Source organism: Candidatus Dependentiae bacterium (assembly GCA_035445995.1).
Taxonomy (GTDB): Bacteria; Babelota; Babeliae; order Babelales; family Vermiphilaceae; genus DAOMRS01.
The window spans coordinates 294,861-314,240 of the sequence record DAOMRS010000001.1 but is presented as its reverse complement, the minus strand read 5'-3'; the positions used below and the strand labels follow the sequence as shown (position 1 = coordinate 314,240).

At 37.4% G+C, this 19,380-nt stretch carries 20 protein-coding genes; 15 read left to right on the top strand and 5 right to left on the bottom strand.

Features of this window, described 5'->3' with window-relative positions:
• Positions 1–57 precede the first annotated feature (57 nt).
• The 11 genes from PK943_01580 (at position 58) to PK943_01530 (ending at position 9,471) form a co-directional block, all read left to right on the top strand.
• Positions 58–1,215, top strand: a complete 1,158-nt coding sequence (locus tag PK943_01580) for an ATP-binding protein (GenBank protein HRN77905.1) — start codon at positions 58–60, stop codon at positions 1,213–1,215.
• A gap of 12 nt (positions 1,216–1,227) precedes the next feature.
• Positions 1,228–3,882 (top strand): EndoU domain-containing protein, encoded by a 2,655-nt coding sequence (locus tag PK943_01575; GenBank protein HRN77904.1) that lies wholly within the window; start codon positions 1,228–1,230, stop codon positions 3,880–3,882.
• A gap of 9 nt (positions 3,883–3,891) precedes the next feature.
• Positions 3,892–4,275: a hypothetical protein gene (locus PK943_01570; protein HRN77903.1), complete on the top strand. Its 384-nt coding sequence runs from the start codon at positions 3,892–3,894 to the stop codon at positions 4,273–4,275.
• Entirely contained in the window at positions 4,276–4,464 is a 189-nt protein-coding gene (locus PK943_01565) for a hypothetical protein (GenBank protein HRN77902.1), read from the top strand. It begins immediately after the preceding gene.
• 41 nt (positions 4,465–4,505) lie between these two features.
• Complete coding sequence (locus tag PK943_01560; GenBank protein ID HRN77901.1) at positions 4,506–4,856, top strand: hypothetical protein; 351 nt, start codon at positions 4,506–4,508, stop codon at positions 4,854–4,856.
• 392 nt (positions 4,857–5,248) lie between these two features.
• On the top strand, positions 5,249–5,791 hold the full coding sequence (locus PK943_01555) for a hypothetical protein (protein ID HRN77900.1): 543 nt from the start codon (positions 5,249–5,251) through the stop codon (positions 5,789–5,791).
• Positions 5,792–6,044: 253 nt separating this feature from the next.
• Entirely contained in the window at positions 6,045–6,560 is a 516-nt protein-coding gene (locus PK943_01550) for a hypothetical protein (GenBank protein ID HRN77899.1), read from the top strand.
• A 270-nt stretch (positions 6,561–6,830) separates the two neighbouring features.
• Positions 6,831–7,493, top strand: a complete 663-nt coding sequence (locus tag PK943_01545) for a hypothetical protein (GenBank protein HRN77898.1) — start codon at positions 6,831–6,833, stop codon at positions 7,491–7,493.
• A 17-nt stretch (positions 7,494–7,510) separates the two neighbouring features.
• Positions 7,511–8,053, top strand: coding sequence for a hypothetical protein (locus PK943_01540; protein HRN77897.1), 543 nt, complete (start codon positions 7,511–7,513; stop codon positions 8,051–8,053).
• Positions 8,054–8,112: 59 nt separating this feature from the next.
• The gene (locus PK943_01535; protein HRN77896.1) at positions 8,113–8,778 is read left to right on the top strand and encodes an ankyrin repeat domain-containing protein; all 666 of its coding nucleotides are present in this window, start codon (positions 8,113–8,115) and stop codon (positions 8,776–8,778) included.
• A gap of 72 nt (positions 8,779–8,850) precedes the next feature.
• The gene (locus PK943_01530) at positions 8,851–9,471 is read left to right on the top strand and encodes a Maf family protein (protein HRN77895.1); all 621 of its coding nucleotides are present in this window, start codon (positions 8,851–8,853) and stop codon (positions 9,469–9,471) included.
• 33 nt (positions 9,472–9,504) lie between these two features.
• Here PK943_01530 and PK943_01525 read toward each other — a convergent pair whose 3' ends face one another.
• The 3 genes from PK943_01525 to PK943_01515 form a co-directional block, all read right to left on the bottom strand.
• Positions 9,505–9,975: a hypothetical protein gene (locus PK943_01525; GenBank protein HRN77894.1), complete on the bottom strand. Its 471-nt coding sequence runs from the start codon at positions 9,973–9,975 to the stop codon at positions 9,505–9,507.
• Positions 9,976–10,037: 62 nt separating this feature from the next.
• Positions 10,038–10,913 (bottom strand): zinc metalloprotease HtpX, encoded by an 876-nt coding sequence (locus tag PK943_01520; GenBank protein ID HRN77893.1) that lies wholly within the window; start codon positions 10,911–10,913, stop codon positions 10,038–10,040.
• Between the two features lie 11 nt (positions 10,914–10,924).
• Positions 10,925–11,398, bottom strand: a complete 474-nt coding sequence (locus PK943_01515) for a MerR family transcriptional regulator (protein ID HRN77892.1) — start codon at positions 11,396–11,398, stop codon at positions 10,925–10,927.
• A gap of 305 nt (positions 11,399–11,703) precedes the next feature.
• On the opposite strand from PK943_01515, the gene PK943_01510 reads away from it, so the two are divergent.
• Both PK943_01510 and PK943_01505 read left to right on the top strand, forming a co-directional pair.
• Complete coding sequence (locus PK943_01510) at positions 11,704–13,434, top strand: hypothetical protein (protein HRN77891.1); 1,731 nt, start codon at positions 11,704–11,706, stop codon at positions 13,432–13,434.
• Between the two features lie 190 nt (positions 13,435–13,624).
• Positions 13,625–15,043 carry a hypothetical protein gene (locus PK943_01505; GenBank protein HRN77890.1) on the top strand — a complete coding sequence of 473 codons (1,419 nt, stop codon included), beginning with the start codon at positions 13,625–13,627 and terminating at the stop codon, positions 15,041–15,043.
• Between the two features lie 78 nt (positions 15,044–15,121).
• Here the strand turns inward: PK943_01505 and PK943_01500 are convergent, their stop codons facing one another.
• Positions 15,122–15,847: a hypothetical protein gene (locus PK943_01500; GenBank protein HRN77889.1), complete on the bottom strand. Its 726-nt coding sequence runs from the start codon at positions 15,845–15,847 to the stop codon at positions 15,122–15,124.
• 84 nt (positions 15,848–15,931) lie between these two features.
• Positions 15,932–17,038, bottom strand: coding sequence for a redox-regulated ATPase YchF (ychF, locus tag PK943_01495; protein HRN77888.1), 1,107 nt, complete (start codon positions 17,036–17,038; stop codon positions 15,932–15,934).
• Between the two features lie 176 nt (positions 17,039–17,214).
• Between ychF and PK943_01490 the strand changes: the two genes are divergently transcribed.
• Positions 17,215–17,463, top strand: a complete 249-nt coding sequence (locus tag PK943_01490; protein HRN77887.1) for a hypothetical protein — start codon at positions 17,215–17,217, stop codon at positions 17,461–17,463.
• A 180-nt stretch (positions 17,464–17,643) separates the two neighbouring features.
• On the top strand, positions 17,644–19,311 hold the full coding sequence (locus PK943_01485; GenBank protein ID HRN77886.1) for a DEAD/DEAH box helicase: 1,668 nt from the start codon (positions 17,644–17,646) through the stop codon (positions 19,309–19,311).
• The last annotated feature ends 69 nt before the right edge of the window (positions 19,312–19,380 follow it).

Here is a 19,380-nt window from a genome sequence, read left to right as displayed (position 1 = left end):
AGCAGAGAGATCATAGTTTAATAATGATTCAATATAGTTTTTACAAAATGGTGATTCATGCTACAAAAGAAGTTTTTTATATGGTTAACTTTAGTTCTTTGTTTACCTGCCCACACAGTTCCATCTGATGCACAAAACAATCAGAATCAGCTCCCTCGTCATGTAGATGTTAGTGCACCAAGTTCAAAAAGTAAACGTAAGACACGGTTAAAGCCATATCATAATCCTAATCCAGACAACAATAATCAGATACCTGGTAAGCAAGAGAATGCAGCTCCAGTACCACCACAAAAACCGATGCCTGATTGGTTAATACGTGCCAGTATTAAAAATGCACCTCCACTTTTAAAAGGTATTGTTTTTTATTTGGGTTCATTGCCTGATTGCGCTTTGGTACCATCATTTCATCGTCTTATTCTGGTAGGTCCACCGGGTACAGGTAAAACGACTTTAGCTCGCTCATTAGCGCATATGCTTGGATATTCGTCGGTGTATATTGCGGCTTCTCAGCTACTTGGTAAATATCGCAATGAAACTGCAGTTAATATACGAAATTTCTTTAACACTTTTACCAAAGACCATACAAAAAAAATTATTATTATTGACGAACTGCATAAGTTGTTTGAGCATTATGCGCAAGAAAAGACTGATCACTCTGAAAATGCTGCAGCGTTTTGGTTGGAGCTTGATAGATTAGAAAAAAACAACCCAAATATAATAGTAATTGGTACAGCAAATGATGCAAGTAAGCTGCCAGCAGAAATAAAAAGTCGTTTTCATGGCAAAATTATTACCATGCCATTACCTGATAAACAGCAAAAGATAGAAGCGTTTAAAAATATTATTAATCATGATGATTCTGTTATGTTTGATGATTCTATAGATGATACATTTATCACAAGTATTATTACGCGATGGCATGATTGTTCATTACGCGATGTGCAGTTACTTGTTGATACGGCAAAAATGTTCAAATATGCAGAGATTGGTTTTTCTTACAACTACCATGTCACATTAAGTCGTATTCATTTTGATTTGGCGTTAATGCAATTACGCAGTGAAACAGAGAATTTTTCAGAAAGTTTTGCCGACAAAATATATCCAACTGTCAAAAAATGGGGATTATTTGTTTCAGTCGCACTCAATTGCATTGCTTTAGCAAAGATAATGTCTAAAGTTGTTGGCAACGTGCAGCCCCATATGGCGCATGCTTAAGTAGGGAGAAATATGAATTGTAGATTAAAGAAAATAAAATACTTATCCGTATTACTGAGTATTTTAACACTTAGTTTTAATACGTACTCTATGAAATTGAGTGATAATGATTTAAGCGATGCTGATTATAGTTATAGTATTAGTGATAATGATTTGACTGATGGAGAGCTAAGCGATAACAATTACTCAGATCAAGATTATGATTACAATAATAATTTTTATGGTGTTCATCCTGATACAATGGAGCTGCTAGGCCCACCGGATGATCCAGAATACAGAGATGATTTTGATTTTCCGGATCTGTATCCGGTATCGTACCCAGTTACTATTGATCGTTCAGATCTTCAGTATAATAATTTAGATAATGATACGAATAATTCAGTAGACTCTTGGCATGAGTATCAAAGAGACCAAAACATAGATACTGCTCGAGAACGAATGGATCAAGCGCAACAAGAACCTACTAGTCCGCAGTTGCAATCGCAAGATGATCAGCGGCAAGCCGCGCCTGTTAGATCCTCTATGCCTCTTGCTAATACGATCCGAGCAGTTAATCAAAATATACAATCCGATGCATACCAACAAAAACTTGCAGACTTAAAAACTAGTCTTGATGAAAAAATAAGTCACGCATGGCATTGGCAAAAAAATGAACTTGAAAAACAAAAAGATTTTATAGATAACTTGCTCGATGGAACTGTATCTAATCTGCTATATACCATTCAATATGGTAGTCAAAGAAAAGCCGGGCGTGCTTTGCGTACCCTGCATAATTTATGGCCATGGGGTAATCATTTGCAAGAACCAAGCCAAAAAGAACAAGAATTTTCTCGTGCAATTGGCTCTAATATTATGCAAAAAGCGGAAGCTTGTTTTGTAATGCGTGAAGATTTTCTGAAATATTGTGGTGCTTGGCATGCAATAAAAGAAGCGACTGGTGATTATCGTGTCATGCAAAAAAAGGGTGACATGAAAGGTCTAAGGGCAGAGCAAAAATATCTTATGAAGCAAGTCAAAAAATGTGACATGAGAGATGAGCCATTGCTCAGGGCACAGATTGTTCTGGTAGATACTTTTTTGCATGCACCCGAAACACAAATACTATCTACGATAGCGCATGAAAAACCACATGTAGCAAAAGTAGAATTAGAACATCTTGAAGCGCAATTATATGATCATGTAACCAAAGAAGGATTTGAATCGCTAGAAGCAGCCAGAGAATATCTCATTGAAGATTTGGGTTTTGATGTTCTAGGCCAAGCTCATGCTTTGTATGAATCGCGACCGGATTGCCAAGAATTGGGAGAAAATTCCAGGTTTATACCAATCGCCGTACAGCAAGATATTATTTCTGCATTAGCTTCAGAGCAAAGCCATGAAGCAGTGATAGAAGAAATTGATGATCTGAAATATAGGGTGCTTTATAACGCAGATAATTGCCAATACTATGTCCCTTTGGCGGTTGAAACTCAGCTTCAAAATTCTATAGATACGCTTAAAACTACTAAGGATTCACGCCAGATAGCGTTTCATATTGCCGTAATGGATCGACTATTAGGTGATATTCATGAGCAAACTGCATTGCAGGTCAACCAAGAAGCTGCGCTACTCGAACGATCACCAGAACTTTTAGCTCGTGCATTAGAGAAATATATTACCCATCTGAATCCAATTACGCAGGTAAAAAGTATTTGTGAATTTTGGGTAAGTACTGCTCATTACGTATGTGATGTTACGTTGGGTAAGATATATCTTTCTCCAGAACAATATCAACAGCGCATTGATAGCTTTTGGAATACCATCGATGCATTATCGCCGGAAAACTTAGCACAGCTCACTGCTGAACAATGGGTGGACTTGGCAGCACAATGTGCAGCAGATATTACCTTTGGCATGGGGCTGGGCAAAACAATAAAATATCTGAAGAATATTGATGCTGTTGCTAGAACTCAACGGCAAGCTGCACGAATAGCGCAGAGGTTTAAAGATACAATAGAAAAAGGACTCAAGCGATTAGAACATGGTATCCCTATTGGAATAACACCCGAAGGTATACCTCTGAAAGATACAGGTCAATCATTATTTCAACGAGTGAAAAATAAGTTTATTGACGGTGCTGCGGAAGTAGTTTCACTAGAACGAACAACATTAGAGTCTATAGTTACAGATATATTATCAAGCTTAGAAAAAGAGTTACCTGCATTGCGTAGTATGTTTGATAACACAAAAAAAGGCTTTGCTGAATTTGCAAATAAATATATCAAAATTGATTATGAACATATTTTGGGAGTTGATATATTATTTAATTCTAAGGGACTGCCTAAATTAAGTGGGATGCACCATGATTTTATGAATACTATTGAAAAAAGTGGGGCTTTCAAATTTGTTAACAAAGTTATGCATAAGAGTGGTTTTTACAAAGCTGATATCTGGGTAAATGGTGTAAAATTTCCTGACAAAACATTTTTCCCAGCAACCTGGACTAGAAGTCAGGTGGTTGAAGCAATTTATGAGGCATATGATAATTTTGTAAAAAGTGGTACAAGGGCTGTTTTAGAAAACAATGGAAAATATCTAGTTCACGGAATTACAAAAGATGGTGTTAAGCTAAGGATGCATATAACAAAAAAAGGATTAATAACTTCAGTTTATCCTGTTATTAAGTAAGGAAAATAAATGAATTTTGTAAGACTTATATTAGATATTGATTATGGTAATTATTCTTATAATGGTGCTTCTAATACAGAAATGGGTAATTTAGGTTTATTTTTTACTGATGATGTAGGGTGTTCAGGGGGAGATTCATTCAAGGACTTTGTTTTAAATGATAAATTTTTGTGTGCAAGTAGTAACGCAACTTACTTGGAAAAAGAAGATGATTATATTTTGCTCAGTAGTTTGCATGCAGAAGATCTATATAATCCTGTTGAACTAAGGATAACTAGAGATCAATTTTTGAAATTGATTAATGATTGGAATGAAAAAGTCTGTAAAGTAAAACCCAAAGAGGTCATTATAAAGTATGAAAATGGCGAATTTATTTTTGAAACCAAAAATTAAATGAAAAGTACAGCAATAGAGCAAGCAAAATTAATAGCCCGTGGAGACACCGAAGCTGATTTGGAAAAAGCTCAAGAAATTTTAATGGAGTATTTAAAATATCATCCTAAGGATACCGATAATGTTATACAATATGGCGCTTTGAGTGCTCCCTTGAATACTAAAGAAGAAGAAATCGCAGAAAGCTAATGATACAAGGGAGTAATAAGCGGTTACTGACGGGCACGAATATGACGACTATCAAATTACTCAAAGAAGATTTGCAAGAGGCGCTTAATGAGCCGGATAATGAGATTAGAGTAGGTAAGTTTTGGTGTTTTTCAAGACATTATGATCATATCTATCCTTTTTTAAAAAAGATCTATTGTGATAAAGAGCTAAAATCGATTGCATATGAATATACTTTTGAGTGCATAAAAATTACAAGAATTAATGATGCATTTCGAGTTGAAGATGTCGAAGATAGGGAATATGATGTTTTCTCTGATAATGAAATAGCCTTTTTCATAGATTTGTATGAAAAATCCCAAATGGTTGAACCAAATATAATTTATATGGATGAGCAGCAAGGGGATAACTAATATGCTGTATTCAATTGTATACCCAATGCATGAGAAACAGTCTGAATATGATTAAGGATAAAACCATATTCTATTTCGTAGTTCAGGAACTGGTGTACCAGGGGCAGCCATTTAGTACAATTCTCGTAATTCTCCGCTCACCCTGAGCTTGTCGAAGGGTCAAATCAAACGGCTTATGCAGTTCCCAGTGCAGGTTTTCGCCAGTTATGGTCAAGTTCTAAAGTGCCAATTTCATTAATTGTCGTTTTTCTTCAACTTCAGAACTCATGAATAATTAAATTAACGGTTTTTATAACAAATAATAAAACCTATACTTTACTTATAGCGTTGAATTCGTTATTACTATAATAGAAATATATTGTTAAATATGTCATAAAATATGGGTAAATAATATGAACATAAAATTGTCGATTTTGGTAATATCATTGCTTTGTATGAATATGCCACTACTAGTAGCGATGGAGAAATCCCAAAAAGAATCATTGGATAGTTTTATGGAGAGTATGCGGGAAGAGAATGATTTTATTCAGAAAGAACTTCTGAAATTTTATCCTGTATCAGCTAGTTGGGTGAAAGAACTCAATGTACTAGACTTCATAGATATATCTCGTAATGCTCCTGGTTTAAATTTGCAAGGTTATTCATTAATAGGAATCACTTTGCTGAAAAATATTAGTTTTAATGAAAAACAACAAGTTATTCGACAATTGCTTCAAAATGGTGTCAAGCCAATGCAAAAAGACATTGATATTGCTTTTTTTTATGAATATCAACATGATCCACTTAAATTTGAAAGACGATGGGAAGTTATTAAGGGTTACTACAGTCCAAACAGTTCTTTTGTTAGGTTACCAAAAGAACTGATTTTGGAAATCATGAAACATGTGGAAAATCAAGATCTATTGATTCCAAAAGAAAATATGCCGTCTAAATAACAAAACACAATTTGACTATGTAAAAAGGCCCGCAATAATGGGCCTTTTTTAATGTGCGAATGATTATATCATGTGTGCAAATTGATCTACATATTTACGCATCATACTGATAGCCATATGTTTTCCCATCAATGAATCCTTCTTTTTAATTTACTTTTTGTATGTATACTAACCTATGAGTAGAATATCTTGCTCATTCTTTTGAAAATCGCTCAGATGTTAAAAATAATCATATACTACAAAGGAGAGTTTTATGCGTGTATCTCAATTATTTTCGGTTATGTTCATGCTATTTACTTTATCTACCAACCCTATGCTCAGACAAATGAGTGCAGTTGGTGCAAAGTCACGAATGTTTGCTGTAGTGCCATGTGCTCGATTTAGTAAGAAAGAACCTATTATTATTGAAGGAGGCAATTTTTTTGAAGTTAGATCAGGAAAAAGAGAAAGCTTTTCTTGTGTACGCCTAAAGATTTCAGAAAAACTGGAATCTGATAAAAAAGAAGAAGAGCATGGAGATTTTAAAGATGGCCGACATTTTCTTAACGCTTATTGTGCAGCATTAGAGTATATTAAAGAGATTGAACAAAGATTAGAAGAAATTGAAAACACAGAGAAGAGATGCATTATTTTATTAAAAGAAAATAATGAATTAAAAAATTATGCACAGTTAAGAAAAAAACATGCGGTTATTGATTTAATTAGAAAATCTAAGTATCTAGATCAATATGTGTCAGATGTTATTAAAGGGAATAAAGAAGAAAAATAAATCAATTTTAGTATCTTCTATCCATTCTAACCCACCGTGGCAAGCTCAGGGCTAAAGATCGTTCGATTTTTTCGAGAAATGATAGTTTGCCCTGATCTTATTGAAGGGTCAAATCAAACGGCTTATGTAGCTCTTTATACAGGTTTTAATAAATAAACCATCTTATTTAAAACGCTTTTCTTTTGCAAACCATTGCAAGTGTATATTTTCAAATAGTAAAATTAATATAGTATAGGCTGTATTAATTAACTATGTTGAAAGGTTTGTAGTATGAATCATCGTATAATTTCTTTGGCTATTCTAACCTGTATTGCAGGTTTGAATATATCTTTTGTCGATGCTGCTAGAGGCGGTGGCAGAGGTGGAGCACGTATGGGCGGTGGTGGCCGATCATTTTCTGGCGGACGAGGTGGCGGCATGAGGTCCGGAGGAATGCGCTATTCAGGAGCTCGTCGTGGTGCTGCTGTACGTCCTGCTGGCAGAAGTGGTGCTGCAGTGCGTAGAACGAGTGGTAGCGGGAGAAGTAGAGTTCAAACAGCTTCTGCACGTCGTGGTAGCTGGTCAGGGCGTGGCCATAGAGGTTATAACAGAGGATATAGAGGATATAGAAGAGGTGGGTGGTACAATCGAGGCTACAACCGTTATTGGTACAATGGTGGTTGGTGGGGCTTAGGCTATTCATGGTATCCATGGTTCTGGAACACTGGCTTGTATCTGACGTGGGGGTTCCCTGGTTGGGCTCAAGCGGGTGAATGGAATCGTATTGTAGATAAATTAAATGATGAGATTGATCGTCTACAAGATGAGATTGATCAATTGCGTGCACAGAACGCAAGTCAATCCCAAATTCAAGATCTAGAAGATAGGCTTGATAAATTGGAAGATGATTTAGAACTTGCGCAACAATATCGCGATAATCCACCACAATCATAAATTGAAAGGTTTGTAATATGAATTATCGAATAATTTCTTTGGTTGTTTTAACCTGTGTTTCAGGTTTGGGCGTATCGCATGTTCATGCTATTCGAGGTGGCGGAGGTCACTTTGGTGGTGGGCACATGGGCGGTGGTCGTATGGGTGGAAGCAGGTCGTTTGAAGGACATGGTAGAGATCTAGGCGGCATGCACGGACGCGCAACCGAACGTAATTGGCAAGGTCATCGTGGGCATCGTGGTGATTGGTATAACCGTGGTTACAATCGCTCTTGGCACAATAGTGCTTGGTGGGGCGTAGGTTATTCATGGTATCCTTTGCTATGGACTACAGGAATATATCTTGCATGGGGATTCCCGGCGATGGCTCAAGCAGGGCAATGGGATGATATCGTGGATAAGTTAAATAATCAAATTGATGATTTACAAGACCAAATTGATCAATTGCGTGCACAAAATGCAAATCAGTCTCAAATCCAGGATCTACAAAATAAAATCGATACCTATGAGCAGGACTTGCAACTTGCACAAGAATACCGCGATAATCCACCACAATCATAAAAAAGAAATAAATATAGACCGGTTGTTGTAAGACGACCGGTCAACTAAAAAAGAGGGTTATGGTGAAAAAAATTTTTACTATCATAATGTTATTAGCAAATGTGGCATACATGAATTGTATGCAAAAGGAACAAGTGGAAAAAGCGCAAGAAGAGTTGAGGGAGCATATTAAGGATCTGCCGCAAGATATGCAGGCAGAGATTGCTACCTACAAACTAAAGAATTTATTGAATAATTATGCGGAAGATATTTCAGAAAAAGCTCCTGGTTTTGTATATACAGAGGCGTTTAGAGGTATGGTACCCGCTGCATTGTTATTAATACAAGCAGGTGCTAATCCAAATGTACAAAATAAGTTTGGATATACATTATTACAATTATCTATCCAGTATAATGCATATGAAACGTTAAAATATTTGCTGAAGTATAGAGGAATAAACCCAAATATTCAAGATAACGATGGTGATACTGCATTGCATATCTTAACCAATAAAATTAACTATTCACTTATGGCATTTGGTGAATTTTTTCAGGATGAAAATGATTTGCTCGATATGTTAATTGCTGCCGGAGCTCGAAAGGATATAGAAAACAACCAAGGTAAGACGCCCTATGATATTATTAATGATACCCTGCAATTAAATATATATGATCGCATACCTCAACAGCAAGCACAACAAAACAAACAAAGAGTACTTGAGTTATTAAAACCTGATAACCAATAATTTTGGGCAACATAATAAATTACAGGTATACTCTCATGGTGGAATTATTATTCATACCATGAGAGTTTTTTTATGATTAATTTTAACAACGTATTATTACTTGGTTCTAAATCACCTTCACGTCAGCAATTATTGCGTGACAGCCAAATTCCTTTTGCTTTAATTGATCAGCGTGCAGATGAATCGCAGTGTGACTGGGGACTTTCATTACCGCACGTGGTGCAATCTATTGCACGACATAAAATGAACCACCTTATTTTATCGGATGGCAAAAAAGAAGGGGAGGTTTGTTTTGTTTTAACAGCTGATACGTTATCACAAAGTTTGGATGGTACATTGCACGGCAAACCAACTGACCGTGCAGATGCGATTGCAAAAATTAAAGATGCGCGTAAAGGTGCTCGCTTGTGTTCTGCTTTTTGTTTGGAGAAAAAAATATGGCGGCAAGGTACCTGGTATACGCAGCAGAAAATAGAAGAAGTAGTGCATGCATCATATATCTTTGATATTCCTGATGAATGGATTGATATTTATTTAGAACGATCGATTGGTATGCAAACAGCAGGTGCAATTGCAGTAGAAGGATATGGTGCACAATTCTTAAAAATGGTGGATGGATCATATCCAGCAATTGTTGGGTTGCCTATGTTTGAGTTGCGGCACGCGTTGGAAAAGGTTGGCTTTTTTAATTAACTAATAAACCCCCGATTGACTCGGGGGTTTACATTAATTCAACATATTTTTTTTATGTGGTTTCCATCGCTTGAGCAATTCCTTGAACAACTGCTCTTTGGCATTGATATTAGGATTTTTTTCAATCTTGCTTGTTGTTTTTTCTAAGCTGAATCGTACCGTAGCATCATCGCAGATAGTTGAATCAATTTGTTCCACGGCAGGCATCAGGTTTTTTTGTCGTGCTCGTTTTTCCACTTGTTCATGCATGGATTCTAATAATAACGCTTCGAGCATGCCAAAAAAATCTATGATGCTGTGCTGCATGTCTTCTGCTTGTGCAGCTAGGTTAATATCATCTAGTTGTTTAATTTCTTGGCAGAATTGTTCAGAGCTTATTGCCTTTTTTATTACCTTTTTTAATTTTTCTGCATCATGATCAATGAGCCAGCGTAATAAGCATAATAATTCATACGAGAGCGTGAATTGCGCGTGTACATCATCTTGTAAGTCATTGTGTATCATAATCAGGCCCCTTTATTTTGGATGGTAGAAATCCCTTAGTTGGTTTTAGCCTTACAATTTTTTTAGGCAAGTGGAAACATTTTTTCATAAAGGGCACGAAGCCGCGCTACACGTGAGCTCATTGGCGGGTGCGTTGAGAATAATGCGCTCCATGAGCTACTGGTGAATGGGTGTACAATAAAAAGTGATGCAGTACTTGCATGTTGTCCATTCGCATTGTGTAAATGTGCATGTGGCAGGTGGTTATGTAATTTTTCTAATGCGCTGGCAAGTGCAAGGGGATCGTGGCAAGCATGTGCACCAGTTTCATCTGCTAAATATTCTCGAGATCGTGAAATTGCAAGTTGTATAATCATGGCAGCAATAGGCATAAGTATACCAACGAGTAATAACCCCAATGGATTTTCATTGCGTTTGCGATCATGACTAGACCCCCATAGGGCAGACCATCTGAGCATATTTGCTAGGTATCCAATTGCGGTTGCAAGAGTAGCTGCAATAGTGCTGATTAAAATGTCGCGGTTATAAATATGCGCCATTTCATGTGCAAGTACGCCACGCAACTCATCTTGATCAAGCAAATCTATAATGCCAGTGGTGAGTGCGATTGAGGCATGTTTTGGATTGCGACCAGTAGCAAATGCATTTGCCATAGCATTATGTATAAGCCAGAGTTTTGGCATAGGTAAATGCATGCTTTGAGCAAGATCATGTACGATATCGTATATCCAACCATATTGTTCTTGGTTTAATGGTTGTGCTCGGTACATACTCAAGACAATGCGATCAGAGAAAAAATAAGCAATGCCATTAAATACTAATGCCATGATAAAAGCAACTTGTATGCCTGATTGCCCAGCAAACAATCCACCCAAAAGCATGAGCAATCCGCTCAGGCTAGCAAGCAGTATGAAGGTTTTTATTTTGTTAAAGATCATGGTGTTTACCTCTATTCGTCTTCGTATTTTATTTCCCAATTATCAATATCGAGTGGCTCGGTATTAATCTGTTGTTCTATGGTAGTATCTTCACGCTGTTGCAATGCTTGTTGTTCTTGTTTGATGCGTAATAATTTTTGCCTGCTGTGCTGAATAATATCTTTTGCTTCTTGTGAGTCTTTATCAAGTTGTTCTTGTGTTTGATCAAACACTTTGTTCATATCATCTTGCATTTTCTTAATCTGTTTTTTGAGCTTTAATACCATCTCTACACCAGCCAGATTAATGCCAAGTTCATGCGTCAGATAGATGATGTTTTCGAGTCGATCAATATCTTCTTCTGAAAATAGGCGCGTGCCGCCTTCAGATCGTTTGGGGGTTATAAGCCCCTGTTTTTCATACAAACGAATAGTTTGCTGGTGAACAGAGAACATTTTAGCTACCGCTGATATGGAAAAAAATCCTTTTTTTCTATTTACTTTCATAGTTATCTTTGATCCGGGTTATGCAAAGTGATAAGCTTCGTTACCTTTTTTATCTATTTTACCATAGTTTAGCATATTTTTTTTGGCAAATCATGGTATAAATATAAGTTTACATATAGAAAAGATAGTCAATTGACAGCAGATTTGAGTTATAACCCTTGTGTGCTCTGGGTGAGCACATACCCACTATGATTATGTAGTGGGTATTTTTGTTGTATAGAATCTATAAACTGTTGCACTTATTATAGGCGTATTCTAGAATAAATGCCGGGCCTGGTTGAAGCTGTCAGCAAAAGGAGAGTCTCATGAATTATCGTTTAATTCTTGTGGGTGCATTGCTTAATTGTACCATGTTTTCTGCGCATGCATTTGGCAAAAAATCGTTCTTTTCTACGCGGTCGCAGAGTGTCAATGCAGCATTGGAGCTGGTAGGCCGCCAGCAACATATTCATATGGCAGATCAGCCTCATTGTTATGGTAACCTTTTTGCAACATTAGAATATACGCGTTCGTTCCAAGCGGAAAAAATAGCAAAGTTTTTATTTGGGAAAGAACATGTAGTTTTTTCTGGTAGCTTTGCCGACAATCGCGGCGAATCAGATGTGTTAGCAGATTATTTTGGATTGCCATTTTGTTTTAAGAGCTGCGTATGCTTTAAACCACGTATTTCCAATGTAGTGTTGGATCTTGATTGGTATCAAGATTTATCTTCAGTTGTAGACGGTTTGTTTCTTGATATTCATGTACCGATTGTACATACCAAGTGGGATTTGCATCCACATGAAACGGTCTATAATGATGGCACTATGTGCCCGACGTTTACATTTTATCCGGCGGGGTACATGGGAGCAGAACAAATAAATCGTGATGAAATGCCTATCAATGTACTTGATGCATTTAGAAGTAAAAAATTTGTAGGTGATAAAGAGCCACTTGCATATGGTAGAATATTTGGGCGCCAAGTGGCATCCAGGCTGAGTGATGTGCAAATAGCACTTGGGTATGACATGGTGCTCAAGGAAGATAGGCATTTTGGACTGAGCGTGCGTACCTCAATCCCGACTGGTACTCGTCCGGATCAAGAATTTTTATTTGATGCTATTGTTGGTAACGGGCATCATTGGGAGCTGGGTGCAGGACTAACAAGTCATATTAGGTTTTGGGAACGGGAAGATGAATATGCGCAGTGGTGTATATATCTTGATGCAAATATTACCCATCTTTTTAAAGATACCCAAAAACGTTCATTTGATTTGAATAATGGGCCAGGTAGTCGTTACATGTTGTTGCAAGAATTTGCGGATAGTTCGGTAAACTTACACATCAATGGAGTGGATGCGCCTAATCAATATACTGGGCGCATTTTGCCAGCAATTAATGCAACAACGCTTGATGCCTGTGTAAGTATTGCTGTGCAGGCGGATATAGTAATCAAGTTTGCGTATCAACGTGCGAGTGGATTTGAATTTGATCTTGGTTACAATTTATGGGCACGCAGTAAAGAAGATGTGAAGCTTGATTGTTGTGGCTGTCCACCATTTTTGGATAATCGTTACGCAATTAAGGGTGATGCACAAGTATATGGTTTTGTGAGTAATGATCCTGTACGTTTAAATGTGAGTCAACATGAAGCTACGCTGCATGCTGGGCAGGGTGATGGTAATTTTGTTGCGGGTAGCGAGTTCAGAAACGCAAATGCCGATAATCCTGCGCTGGCAAGTGATGGAAGTAATGTGGCATTGCAACAGTTGAATGCAGCGGATGCGGCGGCATTTAATCTTATGCAAGCGCAAATTAATACATCAAATCCTCCAATTTTGTTGACCAAAAATGACCTTGATATTAGTTCAGCTACATTGCCTAAAGCGCTATCGCATAAGCTATTTTTTAATATTGGACATACGTGGTTTGAACTAGAACGCCTTAAACCATATCTGGGCGCAGGTTTTGACGTCGAATGGGCATGCGCATGTGTGAATAATAATAGCGCTTTTTCACAATGGGGTATGTGGTTGAAGGGTGGTATAGGCTATTAAAGATCGACAGAGAGGCTATGATATCTAATCTGGTTCATCTCCGATGATTTAACCTATATCCAGGTAATTTATAGGTAAACTTTTCTCATGGTAATGCCAAAAGGTGGGGCGGTTGTTGATTTCCCTGTATCTGGTATAGTTAATAATACCTATACAAGGGCAGTTTTACCCTTAAATGGAGGCATTAATAATGACTATTCTACGTCGCATATTTTTTGTATGTTTATCCGTCGCCGTACTGGGAGTGACTACCCAGCCTATTCTGGCTGCCCAAGAGCAAAAGAAAAATCAGTACTATCAAGAGGTACTTGATTCATGGAAGAAGGCAGTTACCTTAAATTGGTCTAAAATTACTCGAAGTGATTTGTTTAATATTGCTGCAACGGTAGTGGTGGTAGCGGGTGCTTATGGTTTGTGTACGCATTCTTTTGGCATGCCAGTGCCAGATAAGGTGGATACAGGTACAAATCCAATAAAAGACATAATGCTATCTAAATCAGAAGATAATACGTTAGTCAAAAAAGCAGAAGATATGGTTCATGAGGCCAAGAAAGAAGCAGTATCAAGCAGTGCACCAACACGACCAGAAGAATTAGATACAGTTTCTGAACGGTCTGTAACCCAAATTCAGGTAGCAAACCAAACAGGTGCGAGTTGTGGGTATCATGCATTACTCAATGCACAACACCTATTGCTTTATGTACCATCAGGTTTTGATATGTTATTCCCGACACCCGTACAAGTCCAATTTGATACAACACGTATGCGGCAACAGCTGTTTGAAGGCAATGCTGGTCGCTGGCGCCAACATGTGGCAGGACGACGCATAGAATCAAATTCAAAACGTTATTTAAAAAATAAATTACATGCATGTATGGTGCTTACCGATGAACAAAAAGAATCATTCGTTGGATTCTGGGGTGCATTGAAGTGGATTTTTGCTGGGAATGTTCTGCGTACCTTAACACAAGAAGAGCAAAATGCATTAAGTAATATTGTTGATCTGGTAGTTGAGAATTTATTGCGCAATCAACAAATTGATCTATCAGCTACACAAGCTCAGACGATTATCAATGCCTTGCACGTGAAATATCCTAATCAGACGGTGTCCAGACAAACTGCATGGCAAAATATTTTGGGATATCTTGATGCGCAAGAATTACACAATAAGTTTGAGGGTACACAGCTATCGGCGCAAAATGGACTCATAGCCAATCCATATACTGATAATATATTCAATGATGATATTGCCAGTTTGATCAATTTGGATAGGTTACGTCGTATTACTATTATTGAAGATTCATCATTAATTGATAATCGATATAATGAACCTACGTATTCTACTATACAGAGATTAAAGCGTCAGGATGCGTTTGTTCATGCGTTTGTTGTTCGTACTACGTATAAAAATACTACTGATCAAGAATTGACTGATGAAAAGCTTAAAGAGCTTGCTGCAGCTGGTGGTACACACTGGATAGCGGTAGTTATTCGCAAGACGAGAGATGGTATTGAGTCTTGGGTAGCTGATTCATTCAATAATACAGATCGTACTCATGATCCGGATGTTGCTCGATTGATAAGGGTATTTGAAGAAAATAAGGCCTAATAAAATCATATGGTACCAAGTACATAATAAAAAAGACCCATCAATTGTGGGTCTTTTTTTATTGTAAAATAGGTGAACTTATGCAGGAATGTAGTCAGTTATATCATCATCCTGATCATCGTTATATTGTCCCGTAGTAATTTCTAATAAGACTTTTGCTTTTTCAATTCGGTTCAACATAGCTTGTAGATCTTGTAATTTTTGTTCAAGGTACTCACGATAATAAAAACCAATAATCATATTCTTAATACCATTTTGTATGCTATATACTCCGGCTACTGTGGTAGCAGTCAACGCAGGAATAGCATATTTTGTAGGCATTGTTAGTACTACTTCATAAGGTTTTTGTAAGTAACGAGGTTGTAAAAAACGAGTAATAGGTCTGACAATTTTTTGCGTTATTTGGTTACCTGAGACATGATGCCAACCTGCATACATAGGAGCCATTCCGGTTAAATATAAGCCCCCTACACATTGCCCAAGCCCTTTTGTAAAGGTGAGTAGGCGTATAGGGTACTTTTGCCATTCTTGCTGTAATTGTTGGCGGTGAGTAGATGCACGAATTTCAAGTTTTTGTAGCATGGCTGTATAGGCGTCAATAAGACCAGGTACTCGAGTGTTTTCTGCGTCATATACGCAGGTTAAGTCAAAAAGACCCATAAATGATTCAAGATCTGCTTTATCAATGGCCTGCATTAGTCTGGGGGTATTTTGCCTGATATGTTCAGGGGTTACCGGAGTAGCCTGCAGAATGGATGTCCCTACCACGATAGATAGAATAATATGGTAAAAATGCTTATGCATACAATATTCCTGATTACTATTAGAAAATAATGCTGTTTCACTTATTATTTTTAATAATAAATGAAAGGGTGCGAAACGCAAGGGCTATACGTTAAATCGTACCAAAATAATGTCACCGTCTTTGACTAGGTAATCTTTGCCTTCGGTACGTACCTTGCCTAGTTCCTTAAGCTTGGTTATGCTGCCTTGGGTAAATAGATCTTGGCAATTGAATACTTCAGCACAAATGAACCCACGCTCCAAATCTGAGTGGATTTCCCCCGCAGCAGCCTTTACGGTTAAACCTTGCTTGATTGGCCATGCATGGATTTCTTTTGGTCCGCACGTAAAAAAGGTAATAAGGCCTAGATTCTGGTAAGTAGTACGAATAATAACATCTAAACTGCGCTCATCAAGGTCGAGCATTCCCATCATTTCTTGCGCATCTGTATCAGACAGTTGAGAGAGTTCATAGGCAACCTTTGCGCATACTGGAATCACACGATCTTGGCCAAATTTATTAACCAAGGCAAGGTAATGTTTGTTTTGTTTATATGCTTTGTTATCGAGTTCATTTTCAGCAATATTGGCAATGATTAAAAATTTCTTGGCAGCCAAAAGAGGGATGGTGCTTACGGTTGCGTTTTCAATGAGATCACGTACCAAAGTGGCATTGCCGGCATCGAGTGCGGCTTGTACTTTTTCCAATAAATCGAATTCTCCAAAGGCTTCTTTATATTCTATGGATCCAGGTTTGAGCCCACGTTTTTCTTTTTCTAGTTTTTGCAATCGCTTGTGTACCGAATCCAGATCTTTGAGCATAAGCTCAGATACTATAATTTCATAATCAGCTATAGGGTCTATAGTGTTACCTGTGTGTATGATATCAGAATCTTCAAAGCAGCGAAGTACATGAAGAATTAAGTCTACTTCTCTGATATGGCCTAAAAATTGGTTACCAAGGCCTTCGCCTGATGCGGCGCCTTTTACTAACCCGGCAATATCGACAAATTGTACGGTAGCAGGAATTTGTTTTTGTGAGCCATAGATGCTTTGTAGTTTGTTCATACGTTCATCAGGTACTTCAGTAATGGCTACATGTGGGTCTATGGTACAAAAAGGATAATTTTCTGCGGGAATGCTTGATTTGGTTAATGCGTTAAATAGGGTTGATTTACCTACGTTTGGTAACCCGACGAGTCCTGCTTGAATTCCCATAATAGTGCCTTTTCTAGATAGTATATGAATAATGTTATAGTTTGCGCGAAAATAGCATTTTATTCAAATGTTTTTATCGGTATAGGTGTAGATTTATTGTGTTATGAGGGTGTGGCTTGCTATAGTGTGACTTAGTGTTAAAATGTTCAGCCTTTTTTAAAGGGGATCTAATGATGAAGTCACCTATCATACATATTATTGTGGATGCAGCATGGATTATTACAGGTTTAGCAGCATTAAACATAGGTTTAATGCCGTTTGGTTTTGATATATTCAGCACAAACTTTCTAATGTTTAATTATCCTCAATTATCAGTAATTTTACGTTATTTAATAGGGATTTCAGGTATTATCAGTTTGGCTGCTTTTTTCTTGAGCATTGGCAAACATGGTAATTGCAGCTGTAACTGCTGTGGTTGATTGACCTATCCTCTGAAAAATAAAAAAGGGCCTTTTGGGTATAAACCAAAGGCCTCTTTTTATTGAAATACCCTTCGTCCTTTTGACAAATGGAAAAAAGGCTATAGTCTTAGTTATGTATACTTTATCTATATTTTCCCTTCAATTGTATTAATCTGTAACATGTTTTCTGTGAGGTTTATGAGTATAAAAGCATTGGGCATCAATGAACGGCTGGTGAAAGCGGTTCATGAATTAGGGTTTGTTAATCCTACCGCCATTCAAGAAAAAGCTATTCCGTTGTTGTTGCACGGTGATACCGATTTTATTGGTCTTGCCCAGACAGGTACTGGTAAAACAGCTGCCTTTGGTCTGCCAATGTTGCATCGTATTGACCCATCTGATAAAAAAACACAAGCATTAATATTAGCGCCAACAAGAGAATTGTGTTTGCAAATTTCTAACGAACTTACGCGCTATGCAAAATATATAGATGGACTGGAAGTAGTTTCAGTGTATGGTGGGGCGAGTATTACTGAACAAATTAGAAGTTTGAAAAAAGGTGCGCATGTAGTAGTGGGCACACCAGGTCGTTTGATTGACCATCTTAAGCGTCGTACGCTTTCTTTACAAGATATTCGTGTATTAATATTAGATGAAGCAGATCAAATGCTTGATATGGGCTTTCAGGAAGATATTGATACAATTTTAAGTTCTGCCAATGCTGGAAAAAATACTTGGTTATTTTCAGCAACTATGGAACAACGTATTGCAAAAATAGCACAAACATATATGCGTAACCCGCAAGAAATTACTGTTGGCTCTCGTAATAGTGGCGCAACAAACATTACTCACCAATATTGTGTGGTCAAAAGAAGTGATGTGTATGAAGCGATAAAACGCTTTATTGATTTCCAGCCAGGCATGTTTGGTATTTTATTTTGCCGTACCCGTAAACAAGTGCAAGAAATTACACAAGATTTGACACAAGAAGGTTACAATGTTGATGGCTTGCACGGTGATTTGTCACAAGGTCAACGTGACGTGGTAATGAGCAAATTCAGAAATAAACAATTACAATTATTGGTAGCAACAGATGTTGCAGCTCGTGGTATTGACGTTGGTGATGTTACCCACGTATTACATTACGGCTTGCCTGACGATGTTGAAAATTATACACACCGTAGTGGTCGTACTGCGCGTGCAGGTAAATCTGGTTATTCAATTATTATTTGTTCTGGTTCAGATAAAAGCCGTATCAGGTTTATTGAGCGCAAAATAGGCAAATCAATTGAGCATATCCAAATACCGACCGGTAAACAAATATGTGAAAAACAGTTGCTTAACTTTTCTGAAAAAGTATTAAATCCGGCGTTAGATGCGCAGATAGTCAAACCATATGTTGCTGCTATTGAGCAAAAATTACAGGCTCTTACAAAAGAAGAACTTATTGAACGTATGGTTACGCTTTCATGTAAAAAGATGTTGAAAAAATATGCCGGCACATCTGATCTGAAGTCAGAGAGTGTATCTGCTTCTTCATCACGAGCGGAATATTCTGATCGCCCAGAACGTAGAATGAGAACTCGTAAAGGCAATGGAAATGGATCTTCAGCATCACGTTTGGGATCTTCATCTAATAAGTTATTTATTAATATTGGTAAAATTGATGGTCTTGGTACAGGCGGTTTGATTAATTACATTTGTAAAAATGCAAACGTCCAAGGTGCAGAGATCGGTAAAATTGTGTTGCAAGATAGACATTCATGGGTAGGCATAGACGATAACAGTAAAGCCATGAACATAATTCGTAAATTACACGGTACTTCTTATAAAGGCCGTACATTACGTGTTGAGCTTGCTGCATAATTTATTTTGTATTAAATTAACCAACTAAAAAGCCCGGGTTTTATCCCGGGTTTTTTTAGTGATTCTGGT